This is a genomic window from Kribbella qitaiheensis (assembly GCF_042657745.1).
Taxonomy (GTDB): domain Bacteria; phylum Actinomycetota; class Actinomycetes; order Propionibacteriales; family Kribbellaceae; genus Kribbella; species Kribbella qitaiheensis.
On sequence record NZ_JBHSKE010000006.1, the window covers coordinates 422,916 to 438,174 of the forward strand.

A 15,259-nucleotide genomic window follows, 5' to 3' on the forward strand; every position below is an offset into this window, starting at 1 on the left:
TGGAAGCCGTCGCCGCTCCCCGCTCCAGCGCGAGACGGCGGAGCGGCGCGGTGCGGGGATACGGATGGGCCACGCCCTACCTGTTCCTCGCGCCGTACCTGGTGCTGTTCCTGCTGTTCGTGGTCGGGCCGGCCATCTTCGGCCTGTGGATGAGCCTGCACGACTGGGACTTCCAGTTGCCTGGCAAGCCGTTCGTGGGGCTGCAGAACTACAAGGACCTGTTCGACCCGTTGTCGACCACCGCCGAGCCGTTCTGGCACGGGATGCGGGCGACGGCCATCTTCACGATCGCGTCGGTGCCGTTCCTGGTGACGTTGCCGCTCGGTCTGGCTGTGCTGCTGAACCGGAAGTTCCCGGGCCGGACGTTCTTCCGCGCCGTGTACTTCGCGCCGTACGTGCTCGGGGTTGCGGTGGTCGGGCTGATGTTCCGCTACATCCTGGACACCAGTTTCGGCATCCTGAACGCCTTCCTCGGCGTCTTCGGGGTCGCGGAGATCGGCTGGACGAACGACCAGCCATGGGCGTTCGTGTCGCTGGTCGGCATGACGGTGTGGTGGACGATCGGCTTCAACGCGGTGATCTACCTAGCCGGGCTGCAGGACATCCCGGTCGACCAGTACGAGGCGGCCGCGCTCGACGGGGCGAACACCTGGCAGCAGTTCCGGCACGTCACGATGCCGGGGCTGCGGCCCGTCTTCACCTTCGTGGTGACCATCACGGTGCTGGCCAGCGCCAACATGTTCGGCCAGTCGGTACTGGTCACCCAGGGCGGGCCGGGCGACAGCACCCGGACCGCGCTGATGGTGATCGTGGACACCGGGCTGTCGCAGTTCCGGATGGGTCAGGCGACGGCGATGAGCTACGTGCTGGCCGCCTGCCTGGCGATCGTGTCGCTGATCAACTTCGCGCTGCTGAGGGAGCGGAAATCATGAAGCGCCGGCCGTCGGTGGGTTTCTGGATCCTGGTGATCGTGCTGACGGTGGTCTTCGTCGCGCCGCTGCTGTGGATGGTGATCACCTCGTTCAAGTCGATCGGTGAGTCCCAGCAGGCGCCGCCGACGCTGGTGCCGGAGAGCCCGACCGGCCGCGCGTACGGCGAGGTGCTGACCACCGGCGGGCAGAACCCGGTGCTCCGGTGGTTCTTCAACTCGCTGGTCGCCGCCAGCCTGCACGCGGGGCTCGTCGTACTGGTGGCGTCGATGGCCGGCTACGCGCTGGCCCGGATGGAGTTCCGGTTCAAGAAGGCGATCTTCGGGGTGATCCTGCTGACGCTGTTCGTGCCGGGGTTCGTGTTCCTGATGCCGAACTACCTGCTGATGGATCAGCTGTCCTGGCTCGACACCCTCTGGGCGCTCGTCGTCCCGGGCGCGGCCGGCGCCTTCGGGGTGTTCTTCATGCGGCAGTTCTTCCTGGCGCTGCCGCGGGAGCTGGAGGAGGTGGCGATGATCGACGGCGCGAACGCGTGGACCGTGTTCACCCGGATCATCCTGCCGAACGCCAAGCCCGCGCTCGCGACCCTCACGGTGCTGTCGTTCCTGGCGAACTGGAACGACTTCATCTGGCCGCTCTACGTGCTCTTCTCCCCCGAACGGCTCACTCTGCAGCCCGGACTGAAGTTGCTGCAGGGCGCTTACACGACCGACTACCCGGTGATCATGACCGGCGCGACCGTCGCGTCCGTGCCGGTCCTGATCCTCTACATCTTCGTCCAGCGCTATGTGATCGAAGGTGTCGCGAACAGCGGCATCAAAGGCTGACCCAACCTTCTGAGAGGAACCCGCCCGTGCCTCGAAACCGCCAGCGACTACTGGCCGCGGCAGTCGCCGTGGCGACGGTGGCAGCCGGTACTACGGCCGCTGCCGCCACGCCGCCGGAGCCGCAACCCGTCACGACCCAGAACGCGATCTCGTCCTCGTTCGCCGACACGTTCGCGGACCCGGCGATCATCCAGGGCCGCGACGGCTACTGGTACGCCTACGCCACCTCCGACCCGCTCGTCGCCAATGGGCCGTTCGGGCTGATGCACATGGCCCGGACCAAGGACTTCGGCTCCTGGGAGTACCTCGGTACGGTCTTCGACGACAGCACCAAGCCGTCGTGGGCCGCACCGGGCTCGTTCTTCTGGGCTCCCGACATCCGGTACTTCGGCGGCCGGTACGTCATGTACTTCACCGTCACCGACACCGCCGCGAACCCTGGCGGCGATCCCGCGATCGGTGTGGCGACAGCACCCACCCCGGCCGGCCCGTGGACCGCGACCGACGGTCCGGTGGTCGCACCGAAGCCCGACGGCAACGGCGGCTACTTCGGCACGATCGACCCGGCCATGCTCACCGCCGCCGACGGCAAGCGCTACCTCTACACCGGCGGCTTCTACGGCGGCATCTCCGTCACCGAACTCTCGCCGGACGGCCTGCACTCGGTCGGCACCCCGACCCAGGTGACGATCGGCGACCGCTACGAGGGCTCGTACGTCGTCTACCGTGACGGCTGGTACTACCTGATGGGCTCGTCGATGAACTGCTGCGCGGGCCCGACCACCGGGTACTCCGTCTTCGCCGGCCGGTCGAAGTCGCCGCGCGGGCCGTTCCTGGACAAGGACGGCGCGGACCTGAACGAGTCCCGCGTCGGCGGCACCACGGTGATCACCCAGAACGGCAACAAGTGGATCGGTCCGGGCCACCACGCGTTCATCACCGACGCCGCCGGACAGGACCACATCGTCTACCACGCGATCGACCGCGGGACGCCCTGGCTGACCGACCCGTTCGGGATCAACCGGCGGCCGATGCTGATCGACCGGATCGACTGGATCGACGGTTGGCCGCGGACCCGCGCCGGGCTCGGCCCGTCCGACAGCCCGCAGCCCGCGCCGACTACCGGTTCAACGGCCGGGATCAACTCGACCGATCCCGCCGGAGGCCTCCGGGGCGCGACCAGGCTGGCTGGTGACTCGCTTGGTGGTCCTACTGCTTCAATCCGAGGCGCGGCGACGACCAAGCAGGCCGCGCCCGGCGGCTCGGTCCGGGTCGAGGCGAACGTGAGACTGGGGAACAGCTTCACCGCTGTTCTCGGTGGCGGCGCAGTGGTCGCCACTGTCAGCGGCAGCAAGATCACGATCGTGGCTGGTGGGCGTACTGCCACCGCGGCCCTGCCTGCCGACTTCGACCGCTCGCAGTGGAACAACCTCAGCGTGCAGGTCGCCGGGACCACCGTCACCGCTCGCGTGAACGATGCCGGGCTCGGTGACGTCTACGCCGAGGCGCGACTCGCAGTACTGGGGTTGAAGGTGCGATCGGCGCCGGTGAGCTGGCTGGGCTCTGCCGAGTTGGACAACCTCACCGTGCGCTCTGTGGCAGACCCCGTACGCCGTGAGGCCGTCGTACCGGAAGCGGGCAAGCTCCTGGCAGGTGACGAGTTCTCCGCCGGCGGGCTCGACGCCGGGTGGTCCTGGGTACGCCCCGACGCCAACGCGGTTGTTGCGGACGGCAAGTTGTCGTGGCCGCTGCAGAACACCGACCTGGTGGGGTCCGGCAACAACGCCGGATTGCTCTTTCACCAGGTCCCCACCGGCGACAAGTGGATCGCAGAGACCAAGCTGCACCTCGATCTCGGCGAGAACGACATCCGCAACTACCAGCAGGCGGGGATGATCGCGTATCTGAACGACGACGACTTCGCCCGGTTGGGTGACGTCGCGATCTGGCGGACCCGGCAGACCGAGTTCGGCCGGGAACTGGTGGCGCGGTCGTCTGACGGAGCGACCAGTTACGGCGGTGCGGCGATCGGGCGACCGGCGCCGACGATGTGGATGCGGCTCGCCTACAACCGCAACGCGGCCGGTGAGCACGTGTACCGAGCCGGGACGAGCATCGACGGCAAGAAGTGGACCTGGGGCGCGTCCTGGGTGCTGCCGGCCGGGGTGACTCCCAAGCTCGGGCTCTACGCGCACGGCGACCAGACCGGGTCCAACCCGCCGCCGGTGGCTACGTTCGACTACCTGCGGTTCTACGCGACCAAGTGATGATGCGCTGGCCGGGGTTGCTACTGCTGCTGATCGTTCTCGGTGGCTGTGGCGACTCCGGCGGCGCCGCTGAAGGAGCAACCATGGGTTTCACGAACCCCGTCTATGACAGCAACTTCGCCGACCCCCAGGTGATCGCGGTGGACGACGGCTACTACGCCTTCGCCACGAACGGGCCGCTCGGCAACATCCAGACGCTGCGATCGACGGATCTGGTGTCGTGGGACCAGGTGGGTGACGCGTTGCCGTCGCTGCCCGACTGGACCACGGCGGGCAAGGTGTGGGCGCCTGAGGTCGCAGTACATGGCCCTGATCGGTACGTCATGTACTACACGACCGATGACAACGAGTCGCACCGGCAGTGTGTGGGGGTCGCCGTCGCCTCGAAGCCACAAGGTCCCTTTGTCGACAAGTCGAGCAAACCCCTGATCTGTCAGGCAGCTGAGGGTGGTTCGATCGACGCGAGCCCGTTCCAGGACTCGAGCGGACAGCGCTGGCTCTACTGGAAGAACGACGGCAACGCGATCGGCGTCGACACCTGGATCTACGTCTCGCGACTGTCGCCCGACGGGCTCTCGTTGGTCGGCGAGACCACCCGGCTGATCAAGCAGACGCTGCCGTGGGAGGGCAACCTGGTCGAGGCGCCGTACCTGGTCGAGCGCGAGGGGAAGTTCCACCTCTTCTACTCGGCGAATGCCTACGACAAGGACACCTACGCCGTCGGCCACGCGCTCTGCGAGACTCCCGCCGGTCCTTGCACGAAGACCGGCGACCCGATGCTGACCACCTCGGCCGACGCCGCGGGGCCCGGCCACAACATGGTGCTGGTCAAGGACGACCGGTACTGGTTCGTGTACCACGCCTGGGATCCCGCGCTGGTCGGCGTCGATCCACCAGGTCGCACGATGTGGCTGTCCGAGCTCACCTGGGACGGCGACACCCCCAAGGTCCAGCCGCCCCTGCGGGACAACCCGGCGAAGCCTTGAGTCAGCTGTCGAGTACGCCGGCGAGGATCCGCAGCGCACGGTCGAGATCCTCGGTGGACGGGGTGGCGTAGCCGATAACCAGGCCCGGCGGACCGGCGATCGACCGGCGGTACTCCGACAGCGGGGCAACGACGACCCCAGCCGCCCGGGCCTTCGCCGCGACCGCCTGGTCGTCTGTGGAGTCGGGCAGCACCAGCGTGATGTGGAGCCCGGCGTCCTGCCCGACGATCTGCCCGTACGGCGCCAGTACCGAGCAGGTGTGGTTGCGGCGCTCGGCGTACAGGCGGCGGGAGCGGCGGACGACCTGGTCCAGGTAGCCGTCGCGGAGCATGGCGAGCAGGGCGGTCTGCATCGGCCAGCCCGGCCAGTCCCCCGACTCGGCGCGATGGTCGGCGAGCCGGTCGACCACCGAGGACGAGGCGACGAGCCAGCCCAGCCGGAGCGACGGGCTCAGCATCTTCGAGAGCGTGCCGAGATGGACCACCCGGTCGAGGTCGAGCTGGGCGAGCGCGGGCAGTGGCGCGACGTCGTACCGGAACTCGCTGTCGTAGTCGTCCTCGATCAGGGTCGCCCCGGTGCGGCGCGCCCACCGGATCAGTTCGTTGCGTCGGGCAACGGGTAGCCGGCCGCCGAGCGGATACTGGTGCGACGGCGTGACGTAGACAGCGGCAAGGTTCGGGCCAAGCTCGGTGACCCGCAGACCGTCTTCATCCACAGGGATGTCCACAACCCCGAGTAGATGATCGCGGGCCGCCGTCACGGCGTTCAGGTAGCCCGGATCCTCGATCGCGATCCGGTCGCCCACGGTACGGGTTACCGCCAGGAGCAGCCGCAACCCATGCGTGGTGCCGTTGGTGATCAGCAGGTTCTCCGGTCCGCACGCGATCCCACGTACGCGTCCCACGTGCTCGGCCAAAGCCGCTCGCAGGGCGGGGAGCCCGGCCGGATGGTCGTACCCCCGCGCCGGGACCTGCGTCGACACCTCACGCCAGGCCCGCCGCCACCCCGGATCAGCCTCGGCCCCGATGAACGGGATGCCCGGCCGCAACGTCAGCAGTCCCTCTGCCTCCGGCTGCGGTGGTCGCGCCACCCGCTGAGCCGGCTGCAGCGGTACTACGTCCGCGACGTAGGTGCCCGAGCCGGTCTTCCCCGCGATCCAGCCCTCAGCATGCAATTGGTCGTACGCCGACTGCGCCACCGAGCGCGACACCGACAACTCTTTCGCCAGGTCGCGGGTGGACGGCAGCCGGTGCCCGGCTTGGAGCCGCCCATCCCGGATGGCCGCGCGGAACTGCTCGGCCAACTGCAGGTGGAGCGGGCCGGCGCCGTCGCGGCTGACGACCAGTGGCAGCGAGCTGTCCAAAGTGGACTACCTGATTCGTCGGTGAATGGACCGTGCCAGCATGCCATTGAGTCGCCACGCTGAATCCATGACCACCTTCGCCGCGACAGCCCCCGTCACCGCCACGCCGCTCCAGCCGACGGACCGGTCCTCGCTGCGCCGGTCGAAAGAGCGCGCCGCCTCCGACCGCGCGGCGCTGACCGAAGTCCTGACCGACGGGATGTTCTGCCACCTCGGCGTGATCGTCGACGGATACCCCCTGGTGCTGCCGACGGCGTACGGGGTGGATCTGGACGCGGGGCCGGACGGCACGCTCTACCTGCATGGTTCGGTGGCCGCGCGGAGCGTGGTCGCGGCGCCGGAGCAGACGATCTGCGTCACCATCACGCACACCGACGGGCTGGTGCTCGCCCGGTCGGCCTTCCACCACTCGGTGAACTACCGGTCCGCGGTCATCTTCGGAGTACCGCGCCTCGTCACCGACCCGGAGGAGAAGTTGCACGGCCTGAACCGCATCGTCGACCACCTGGTGCCCGGAAGGTCCAGCGCGGTTCGGCCGCCGAACCGGAAGGAACTGGCCAAGACGTCAGTGCTGGCGCTGTCGCTCACCGAGGCCTCGGTGAAGACGCGAGCCGGTGCCGCCAACGACGAGGAGCAGGATCTCGACCTGCCCTACTGGACTGGTGTGATCCCGCTCCGCGTCGTGGCCGGCGAACCTGTCACCAACGACGATTGCGATCTGCTGGTCCCGGCCCACGTCCGGACCAGGGCGAACCTGCTCGGTGCAACTTCTTAGGCTGCAGTTCCCTTGTTGTAGCTCTTCTGGGCCCAGACGTAGCCGACCAGCGCGATGGCCACGCACCAGGCGATGGCGAGCCAGCCGTTGCCGCTGTCCATCGGCATGCCCAGCAGCAGGTGGCGCAGGGTGTCGATGATGATGGTGAACGGCTGGTACTCGACGAACCAGCGGATGCCGCTCGGCATCGCCTCCAGCGGGATGAAGGTGGTGCTCAGGAAGGGCAGCAGGAGGCTGATCGGCAGGACGATGTTGCTCGCCCCCTCCGCGGTCTTGCTCTTCAAGCCGAGGGCGATCGCGAACCAGGTGAGGGCGAAGGTCAGTGCGATCAGCAACCCGCTCGCCAGCAGCCAGTCCCCAAGCGACGCGTTCGGGCGGAACCCGAGCAGGATGGCGAAGCCGACCACCAGGGCCAGGCTGACGGTCGTCACGATCACGTTGCCCAGCACGTGCCCGGTCAGAACGGCCGGCCGGAAGATCGCCATCGTCCGGAACCTGGCGACGATGCCCTCGCTCACGTCCATCGCCGCACCGACCGCGGGCGACATCGTCCCGGACGCGATGGACATCAGCAGGATGCCCGGGGTGAGGAAGTCGATGTAGTCGAAGCCGCTCTCCCCGCCGATACCGGCTGAGAAGGTGTCGCCGAAGACGACGCCGAACAGCAACAGCATGATGACCGGCATCCCCAGGGCGCCGAGCGACAGGCCGGGGTAGCGCTGGGCGTGCCGCAGGTTGCGGCGCAGCATCGTGGCGGTGTCGGACATCGGGTAGGAAACGGTGCTCATTTGCTCGTCACTTTCTCGTCGGTGTTCTCGTTGGCGATCGGCTGACCGGTGACGGCGAAGAACACGTCGTCGAGGTCAGGGGTGTGGACGGTCAGTTCGTCCACTTCGAGGGAGGCGTCGTCGATCCGGGCCAGCAGGGCCTGCAGCGAGTGCACGCTGCCGTCGTTCGGCACCTGGAGGACCAGGGCCTCGTCGTCGCGGGCGGCCGACGGCAGCACCTGGGCGGCCAGCGCGAACTCCTCCGGCGCGTTGAACCGGAGCCGGATGTGTCCACCCGGTGCCAGCCGCTTCAGCTGCTCCGGCGTCCCCTGGGCAACCAGCTTGCCGTGGTCCAGTACGGCGATCTGGTCGGCGAGCTGGTCCGCTTCGTCCAGGTACTGCGTGGTCAGCAGGACCGTGACGCCACCGGCGACCAGCTCACGGATGAGCTGCCACATGCGGTGCCGGCTGCGCGGGTCGAGCCCGGTCGTCGGCTCGTCCAGGAAGATGATCCGCGGGCTCCCGACCAGCGTCATCGCGAGGTCGAGCCGGCGCTTCATCCCGCCGGAGTACGTCATGGCCAGCATCTTGCCGGCCTCGACCAGGTCGAACTGCTCCAGCAGTTCGGCGGCCCGGCGGCGTCCCTCGCCGCGGCCGAGGTGGTACAGGTCGGCCATCATGATCAGGTTCTCCTCGCCGGTCAGCAGACCGTCGACCGCGGAGAACTGGCCGGTGACGCCGATCGCGGCGCGGACCGCTTCGGGGTCGCTGTGCAGATCGTGCCCGGCGACCCGGATCTCGCCGGCGTCGGCGGTGATCAGGGTGGACAGGATCTGGACGGCCGTGGTCTTGCCGGCGCCGTTCGGGCCGAGCAGGGCAAAGATGGTGCCTTCGGCAACGTTCAGGTCGATGCCGTCGAGCACGAGCTTGTCGCCGTAGGACTTGTGCAGCCCGCGGACGTCGATCGCCGGGATTGAGCTGTTCATGGTTCCTCGCTTGTTTTCGGGCAGGGTGAACCTGACCCAGGTGGCCTAAGGGACTTGGAGGAGGAGATTCAGGGCGTGCCGATCCAGCCGGCCGGGCTCGGGCTGCGAGCCGCCGTTGGTGGGATCAGCGGTGTTCAGTTGGTGGGTGGCGGAAGGTCAGATGTCGAGGTCCTCCACGGCGGGCTGGTCAGCCGCCTCCTCGACCATCGCGTAGAGGTCGGCCGGGATCAGCTCGCGCAGTTCCTCGACCGTCTCGACGATGTGCAGGGTGGCTTCGCCCTGCGCCATGCTCCAGGTCTGGTTGGTGGCAAGGCTGCCGATCCAGCTCCGCCAGCCGGTGAAGTTCTGCTCCTCACCGTCGACGGTGGTGACACTGCTGTACTGCTGGCGCCGGTCGGCATGCAGGACGAACTTCCCGGTCCGGCTGCGGTAGACCTTGAAGGCTTCGTAACCGTTCTTGTTCGAGCGGCCGCCCTCGGCGATCAGGACGCCGGAGAACCGCTGCTGGCGGCCCGTTCCGCGCCCGACCCGGACGGTGATCTCCTCGAAGCCCTCGAGCCGGCCTTCCTCCATCTCCACATACCGCCGCAGCGCCATGGAGATCGCTTGGGACAGGTTGCCGGCGAGTTCCTGGGCCCGCTTGTACAGCGCCAGGTCGTCGTCGGAAACGTAGATCGTCTTGTTCGGCATGGTCTCTCCTCCTACGTAGAACTATACGTAGGCGACTACGTAGATGTCTACATATATTTGCGACGAACCTCGACCAAGCCTGCCAGGATCGTCGGATGGACACTCCCGAGGCACGCTACGACCGCCTGATCGACCGTGTTTCCGCCCTGTACGAGGAGGGCCTGCAGCCGCTGGCTCTCGATCTGATGGCGGACGTGGATCCCGAGCTCGGCCCGTGGTCGGCCGAGCTGGCCCACCTCCGGGCCTGCCTGCTCGGGTCGATCGGCGAAGCGGCCGAGGCGCTCGGGGTCCTCCAGGAGGCGAGTGACGCCGGCGCCTGGTGGGAGGAGTCGATCCTCACCGAGGACGACGACCTGGCCGACCTCCAGGCTCTCCCCGGCTTCCAGAAACTGGTCGCGCTCTCCCGCGACCGTCGGATCACCGTCGAAGACCCACCTCTGGTCGCCCGCCCGCGGGACGGCGGCGGCGTACGGGGAGTGGTGGTGGCCCTGCACGGAGCCGGGCAGCGGGCTTCGCATGCGATGAGGGACTGGGCCGGGGTGCTCGAGCTCGGCTTCGCGCTCGTGGGGGTGGAGTCGTCGCGGCTGATGTCGCCGATGTACCGGACCTGGCCTGACAAGGAAGCTGCCGAGCGGGATCTGGGTCGGGCGCTGGAGCAGCTTCCCGAGGAACTCCGCGGGCTGCCGTTGATCGCTGCCGGGTTCTCGGCCGGTGGGCGGGTGGCGCTGGACTGGGCTCTGACGGGACGACCCGAGCCCGCGGCAGGCGTCGTAGTACTGGCTCCGGCGTTGCGGGAACTGCCGGCGGAAGCTCAGGGTCCGTTGTCGCCGGCGAGCATCGTGATCGGCACTGACGATGAGCTGCTGGAGGTTGTGGACGAGGCCGGCGAGCGGCTGTCGGAGTTCGGACTCAGCATCGAGCGCGTCCCCGGCCTCACCCACGAGTTCCCCGCGGACTTCGCAGCCCGCTTGACCACCCTCTTCAGCGGGGTGAGTAGAGCCAGGGGTGCTTGAGGTCGTAGAAGGTCGGCATGCCGGTGGACATCGCGTTGAGCTCGTCCATCTGCGCCTTCAGCTCCGGCGGTGGTTCCTTCTGCTCGCCCACCCGGGCCTCGGCCTCGGAGGTGAAGTACATCGCCATCGTGTACTCGCCGTCCCCGTACATCGCGGCCATCGTGCCGACGATGTCCGGCCGGAAGGCCGCCCACTTGTCCTGGTCGGTGTTCATCAGCTCACGGGCCCGGTCCGGATTGTTGCCCTGGCCCTGCATCACCTGGACGAAGCCGGCCGAGTCCGGCTCGCCGACGACATCGGTGACCACGTCGTCGCTGTCGTGGAAGGTGGCCGCGCCGCTCAGTTGCGACGACATCTCGCCCCACCACTTGTCCTGGTCCGGCTGTTCGCTGTTGCGCCGGGCCGCCGCTTCCGACTCGAAGCGGGCCAGCACGATCAGCTGGCCGTCGTCGGTGACACCTGCTGTGGTGCCAAGCCAGCCGGCCGCGTTGGGCGCCAGCTCGTCGACCCACCGATCGAGCGCGGCATGCGCCTGCTCGGCATCTGCTACCTGCCCCTGAATGACCTGAACGAACATCGTGAGACCCTCCCCGTCTCCGTTGCCGGGGATCCGGCCCTGCCGACGTTACGCCTCGCAGTACTCCCCAGCTGTGGATAAAGCGGTGATCAAACCTTCTTTATCCACAGATTTGGCCGATCATCGCGGCCAACCGTTCAAAACCCTGGGACATCCTGGGGACAACTCCCCCGAAAACCGTGCACAGCTGGGGATACCCATGTGGATAACCACACGCCTGTAATTCACCACGGACCTGCGCCGGTTGCGCCCGATCGCCGGCGAAGGTCCGAGGGTCAGCGGAACCGGAGGGTCAGATCCACTGGGTGGAGACGACGAAACCGGCGGCGATCAGGCCCATGCCGATCAGCAGGTTCCAGTTGTTCAGGTCGCGCATCACCGGGATGTCCTGGCCGGCGACGTAGAAGACGACCAGCCAGGCGAGTCCGAGCAGCCAGCAGCCCAGCATCAGCGGCGCCACCCACACGCGGCTGGTGGTGCGCGGCTTCTTCGGAGTCTTCTCCACCTTCACCTTGTCAGATGAAGACTTCTTCTTGTTGCGACTGCTCGACTCGGGCACGACTCGACTCCTCGTAACGGACACTTTTCAGTGGCTTCTTCAGTGGACACGTAAGCTGGCTCTGGCCTCGGTTAGCGTAGTGCAGGCCAGAACAAGGGGATCACGGGTGAGCAGGCTGAGGCGTTTTTCGCTCTGGCGCGCGGGTGCGCCGGTGGCACTGTTGTGCGCCGGGCTTCTCTTCGCGACCAGTGCGACCAACGCTCGGGGTACTGACCTGAGGCCCAGTCGTAACACTACGCTTGCGGGCCTGGTCGAGGAGCAGAGCAGACGCAGCGCCCTGCTGACCCGCCAGCACGCCGCATTGACCCAGGACATCGAGAAGCTGCAGACCCAGCAGGGCTCGATCGAGCCGCAGTTGGCCAACCAGCTCAAGGACCTGTCCGAGCAGGTCGGTACGACGCCGGTCACCGGCCCGGGGCTCACCGTCACTCTGAAGGACGCCCCGCCCGAGGTGGTCAAGGACAACCCGGACGTCGACGCCGACTGGCTGGTGATCCACCAGCAGGACATCCAGGCCGTGGTGAACGCGCTCTGGGCCGGCGGCGCGGACGCCCTGTCGATCCAGAACCACCGGGTGATCTCCACGACCGGGATCAAGTGCGTCGGCAACTCCGTGGTGCTGCACGGCGTGCCGTACCTGCCGCCGTACAAGATCACCGCGATCGGGGACCGGCGGAAGTTGCAGCAGGCCCTCGACGACTCGCAGTACATCGACAACCTGCAGGACTACGTGGTCAAGTTCCAACTCGGCTACGAGGTGAAGAACGAGTCCTCGATCGCGATGCCGGCCTACGAGGGCACCCTCGACCTGCAGAGCGCGACCGTGCCCGGGTTCGAGAAGACGCCGAGCGCGAGTCCGTCCAGCAGCGGTCGCTGACCAGGGCGTGTCCCGCTCTGTGACAATGGACCGCATGCCGCGGATCCTTGTCGTCGACAACTACGACTCCTTCGTCTACAACCTGGTGCAGTACCTCCAGCAACTCCAGGCCGAGACCATCGTGCTGCGCAACGATGAGGTCACCCCGGACGACGTCTCGCAGTACGACGGGGTGCTGCTCTCCCCTGGTCCCGGTACGCCGGAGGAGGCCGGGGCGTGCGTCGACATCGTCAAGGAGAAGGGTGGCGAGGTCCCGATCTTCGGCGTCTGCCTGGGGTTGCAGGCGATCGGCGTCGCGTACGGCGGAGTGGTCGGCCGCGCGGACGAACTCCTGCACGGCAAGACCAGCCAGGTCTTCCACGAGGGCGCCGGGGTGCTCGCCGGGCTGCCGTCGCCGTTCACCGCGACCCGGTACCACTCGCTCGCGATCGCCGAGGACAGCGTGCCGGACGTGCTGCAGGTGACCGCCCGGACCGAGGCCGGCGTGATCATGGCCGCGCGGCACCGCGACCTCCCGGTCGAGGGCGTCCAGTTCCACCCGGAGTCCGTGCTCACCGAGGGCGGTCATCGGATGCTGGCGAACTGGCTCGAGATCTGCGGCGACTCGGACGCGGTCGCCCGCTCCGCCGGCATGGCCCCGGTCGTCAGCTAGTCACAGCAGGACAAAGAGAAAAGCCGCGGGACATCCCGCGGCCTTTCTCTTGATGGTCTGTCCCGAAGGTCAGGGCTGGCCGCTTCCACTTCGGCTTCCGTTCGGGTTGCCGCTGCCCTGGCCGCCGCCTTCGCCGCCGGATCCACCGCCACCGATCGTGATCGGGGGCGTGTTCGGGTCCGTCGGAGTGGAGGTCGGCGGGGTGCTCGGCGGGGTGCTCGGTTCGTCGGGCTTGAGCGCGATCGTCAGGGTGATCAGGGTGCCCTTGTCGACCTTCGTACCCGGCTTGATGCTCTGCGCGAGCACCGTCTCCTCGACCGCGTTCGGGTCTTCCTGCTGCTTGTAGCCGACCGTCAGCCCGAGGTCCTTCAGGGTCTTGGTCGCGTCGTCCTGCGGAACCGTCGTGACGTTCGGCACCTCGACCTGCACCTTGCCGGTCGAGAGCGTCAGGGTGAACTTGGTGCCCGGCGCGTACTGACCGCCCGGGTCCGGGCTGACCGCGAGCACCGTGCCGGCCTTGGCCTCGTTGGCCTGCTCGACCGTCTTGCTCGCCACTTCGAACTTGCCCGGCGAATCCTCGATCAGCGTCCGGGCCTCCGACTCCGACTTGCCGATCACGTCCGGCACCGGGAAGGTGTTCGGTCCGGCCGAGACCACCACGGCCACCGTGGTGTCCTTGTCGACCATCGTCGCCGCGGTCGGGTTCTGGGTGATGATCAGGCCCTTGCCCACGCTGCTGCTGGCAGCTGAGGTGGCGGAGATCTTCAGCCCCTGGTCGGCCAGGGTCTGGGTCGCCGTGGGCAGCGAGACGCCGATGACCCTGGCCACGGCGACCTGCTGCGGCTGGTTGTTCGCGTTGTCTTTGCCCATGTTGGTGATCAGCGCGTACGCGCCGACCGCTACCGCAACGATCGCCAGGCCGAGCAGGAAGTACGCGAGGCCACGGTTCCGCCGGGCGCGAGCGTCCTGGGCGTCGTCGCCCCCGTCGTCGGGGGGCAGCATGTCGCCGCCCTGGCCCTGCCCGTACGCCTGAGTGGCGGGGGCGAGCGCGGTGGCCGGGATCGCGCGGGTCTCGGCGACGGCCGCCATCGGCGCGGTCACCTGCTGTCCGGCCAGCACCCGGTGGATGTCCTGGCGCATCTCGGAAGCGCTCTGGTACCGGTGCTCGCGGTTCTTGGTCAGCGCCTTCAGCACGACCGCGTCGACCTCCGGCGGGATGTCCGGATCGAACGAGGACGGCGGGGCCGGCTCCTCCCGGACGTGCTGGTAGGCCACCGACACCGGCGACTCGCCGACGAACGGCGGCCTCCCGACGAGCAGTTCGTACAGCAGGCACCCGGTCGAGTACAGGTCGGACCGCGCGTCCACGGTCTCGCCGCGGGCCTGCTCGGGCGAGAGGTACTGCGCGGTGCCGATCACGGCCGCCGTCTGGGTCATCGTGGACGAGGTGTCCGCGACGGCCCGGGCGATGCCGAAGTCCATCACCTTGACCTGGCCCTGCGGGGTCAGCATCACGTTGCCGGGCTTGATGTCGCGGTGCACGATGCCGGCCCGGTGGCTGTAGTCGAGCGCCTCGAGCACGCCGGAGGTGATCTCCAGGGCCCGCTCGGGCATGATCTTGCGGCCCTCGCGGATCAGGTCGCGCAGGGTCTTGCCGGCGACGTACTCCATCACGATGTAGGGGATGGTGACGCCGGAGCCGTTCGGGTCCGGCTCCTCGCCGGTGTCGTAGACCGACACGATGGTCGGGTGGTTCAGGGACGCGGCCGACTGCGCCTCACGCCGGAACCTGGCCTGGAAGGTCGAGTCGCTGGCCAGGTCGACCCGCAGTCGCTTGATCGCAACCGTGCGGCCCAGTCGGTTGTCGACGCCCTTGCGGACATCGGCCATGCCCCCTCGGCCCAGCGGTTCGCCCTCTTCGTAGCGCCCGCCGACGAGACGTGCCTGCGATGTCATTCCTCTGCCTTCCAACCTGCGCGGATCCAACTCGG

15 protein-coding genes are annotated in these 15,259 nt (G+C 68.1%); 8 read left to right on the top strand and 7 right to left on the bottom strand.

The features are described 5' to 3' along the window. Positions 1-50: 50 nt before the first annotated feature. From ACFPJ1_RS06485 to ACFPJ1_RS06500, 4 genes are all read left to right on the top strand, one after another. A complete protein-coding gene (locus tag ACFPJ1_RS06485; protein WP_380102006.1) occupies positions 51-932 on the top strand; it encodes a carbohydrate ABC transporter permease in 882 nt (293 codons plus the stop codon). Continuing rightward, on the top strand, positions 929-1,756 hold the full coding sequence (locus ACFPJ1_RS06490; RefSeq protein WP_380102008.1) for a carbohydrate ABC transporter permease: 828 nt from the start codon (positions 929-931) through the stop codon (positions 1,754-1,756). The genes ACFPJ1_RS06485 and ACFPJ1_RS06490 overlap by 4 nt, the downstream gene beginning before the upstream one ends. A 26-nt stretch (positions 1,757-1,782) precedes the next feature. Next, positions 1,783-4,023 carry a family 43 glycosylhydrolase gene (locus tag ACFPJ1_RS06495; protein WP_380102011.1) on the top strand — a complete coding sequence of 747 codons (2,241 nt, stop codon included), beginning with the start codon at positions 1,783-1,785 and terminating at the stop codon, positions 4,021-4,023. 83 nt (positions 4,024-4,106) lie between these two features. Continuing rightward, entirely contained in the window at positions 4,107-5,009 is a 903-nt protein-coding gene (locus tag ACFPJ1_RS06500; protein WP_380102013.1) for a glycoside hydrolase family 43 protein, read from the top strand. Position 5,010: 1 nt separating this feature from the next. Here the strand turns inward: ACFPJ1_RS06500 and pdxR are convergent, their stop codons facing one another. Further along, the gene (pdxR, locus tag ACFPJ1_RS06505; RefSeq protein ID WP_380102015.1) at positions 5,011-6,372 is read right to left on the bottom strand and encodes a MocR-like pyridoxine biosynthesis transcription factor PdxR; all 1,362 of its coding nucleotides are present in this window, start codon (positions 6,370-6,372) and stop codon (positions 5,011-5,013) included. Between the two features lie 67 nt (positions 6,373-6,439). Between pdxR and ACFPJ1_RS06510 the strand changes: the two genes are divergently transcribed. Then, positions 6,440-7,147, top strand: a complete 708-nt coding sequence (locus ACFPJ1_RS06510) for a pyridoxamine 5'-phosphate oxidase family protein (RefSeq protein WP_380102017.1) — start codon at positions 6,440-6,442, stop codon at positions 7,145-7,147. On the opposite strand, the gene ACFPJ1_RS06515 is transcribed toward ACFPJ1_RS06510, so the two are convergent. The 3 genes from ACFPJ1_RS06515 to ACFPJ1_RS06525 all read right to left on the bottom strand — a co-directional run bounded on the left by ACFPJ1_RS06515 (position 7,144) and on the right by ACFPJ1_RS06525 (position 9,590). Then, complete coding sequence (locus tag ACFPJ1_RS06515; RefSeq protein ID WP_380102019.1) at positions 7,144-7,935, bottom strand: ABC transporter permease; 792 nt, start codon at positions 7,933-7,935, stop codon at positions 7,144-7,146. The genes ACFPJ1_RS06510 and ACFPJ1_RS06515 overlap by 4 nt on opposite strands. After that, positions 7,932-8,900, bottom strand: a complete 969-nt coding sequence (locus ACFPJ1_RS06520) for an ATP-binding cassette domain-containing protein (RefSeq protein ID WP_380102021.1) — start codon at positions 8,898-8,900, stop codon at positions 7,932-7,934. Before ACFPJ1_RS06520 ends, ACFPJ1_RS06515 begins: the two co-directional genes overlap by 4 nt. A gap of 156 nt (positions 8,901-9,056) precedes the next feature. Next, a complete protein-coding gene (locus tag ACFPJ1_RS06525; protein WP_380102023.1) occupies positions 9,057-9,590 on the bottom strand; it encodes an EXLDI protein in 534 nt (177 codons plus the stop codon). 95 nt (positions 9,591-9,685) lie between these two features. Between ACFPJ1_RS06525 and ACFPJ1_RS06530 the strand changes: the two genes are divergently transcribed. Further along, on the top strand, positions 9,686-10,603 hold the full coding sequence (locus ACFPJ1_RS06530; RefSeq protein WP_380102025.1) for an alpha/beta hydrolase: 918 nt from the start codon (positions 9,686-9,688) through the stop codon (positions 10,601-10,603). Here ACFPJ1_RS06530 and ACFPJ1_RS06535 read toward each other — a convergent pair. Beyond that, positions 10,572-11,180 carry a hypothetical protein gene (locus tag ACFPJ1_RS06535; protein ID WP_380102027.1) on the bottom strand — a complete coding sequence of 203 codons (609 nt, stop codon included), beginning with the start codon at positions 11,178-11,180 and terminating at the stop codon, positions 10,572-10,574. The two genes, ACFPJ1_RS06530 and ACFPJ1_RS06535, sit on opposite strands and share 32 nt — an antisense overlap. A 292-nt stretch (positions 11,181-11,472) precedes the next feature. Next, positions 11,473-11,739, bottom strand: coding sequence for a cell division protein CrgA (locus ACFPJ1_RS06540; RefSeq protein WP_132189989.1), 267 nt, complete (start codon positions 11,737-11,739; stop codon positions 11,473-11,475). A 106-nt stretch (positions 11,740-11,845) separates the two neighbouring features. Between ACFPJ1_RS06540 and ACFPJ1_RS06545 the strand changes: the two genes are divergently transcribed. Next, positions 11,846-12,616: a DUF881 domain-containing protein gene (locus ACFPJ1_RS06545; RefSeq protein WP_380102030.1), complete on the top strand. Its 771-nt coding sequence runs from the start codon at positions 11,846-11,848 to the stop codon at positions 12,614-12,616. A 34-nt stretch (positions 12,617-12,650) separates the two neighbouring features. Beyond that, positions 12,651-13,268 carry an aminodeoxychorismate/anthranilate synthase component II gene (locus ACFPJ1_RS06550; protein ID WP_380102032.1) on the top strand — a complete coding sequence of 206 codons (618 nt, stop codon included), beginning with the start codon at positions 12,651-12,653 and terminating at the stop codon, positions 13,266-13,268. A 69-nt stretch (positions 13,269-13,337) separates the two neighbouring features. On the opposite strand, the gene pknB is transcribed toward ACFPJ1_RS06550, so the two are convergent. Beyond that, positions 13,338-15,224, bottom strand: coding sequence for a Stk1 family PASTA domain-containing Ser/Thr kinase (gene pknB / locus ACFPJ1_RS06555; RefSeq protein WP_380102034.1), 1,887 nt, complete (start codon positions 15,222-15,224; stop codon positions 13,338-13,340). Between the last annotated feature and the right edge of the window lie 35 nt (positions 15,225-15,259).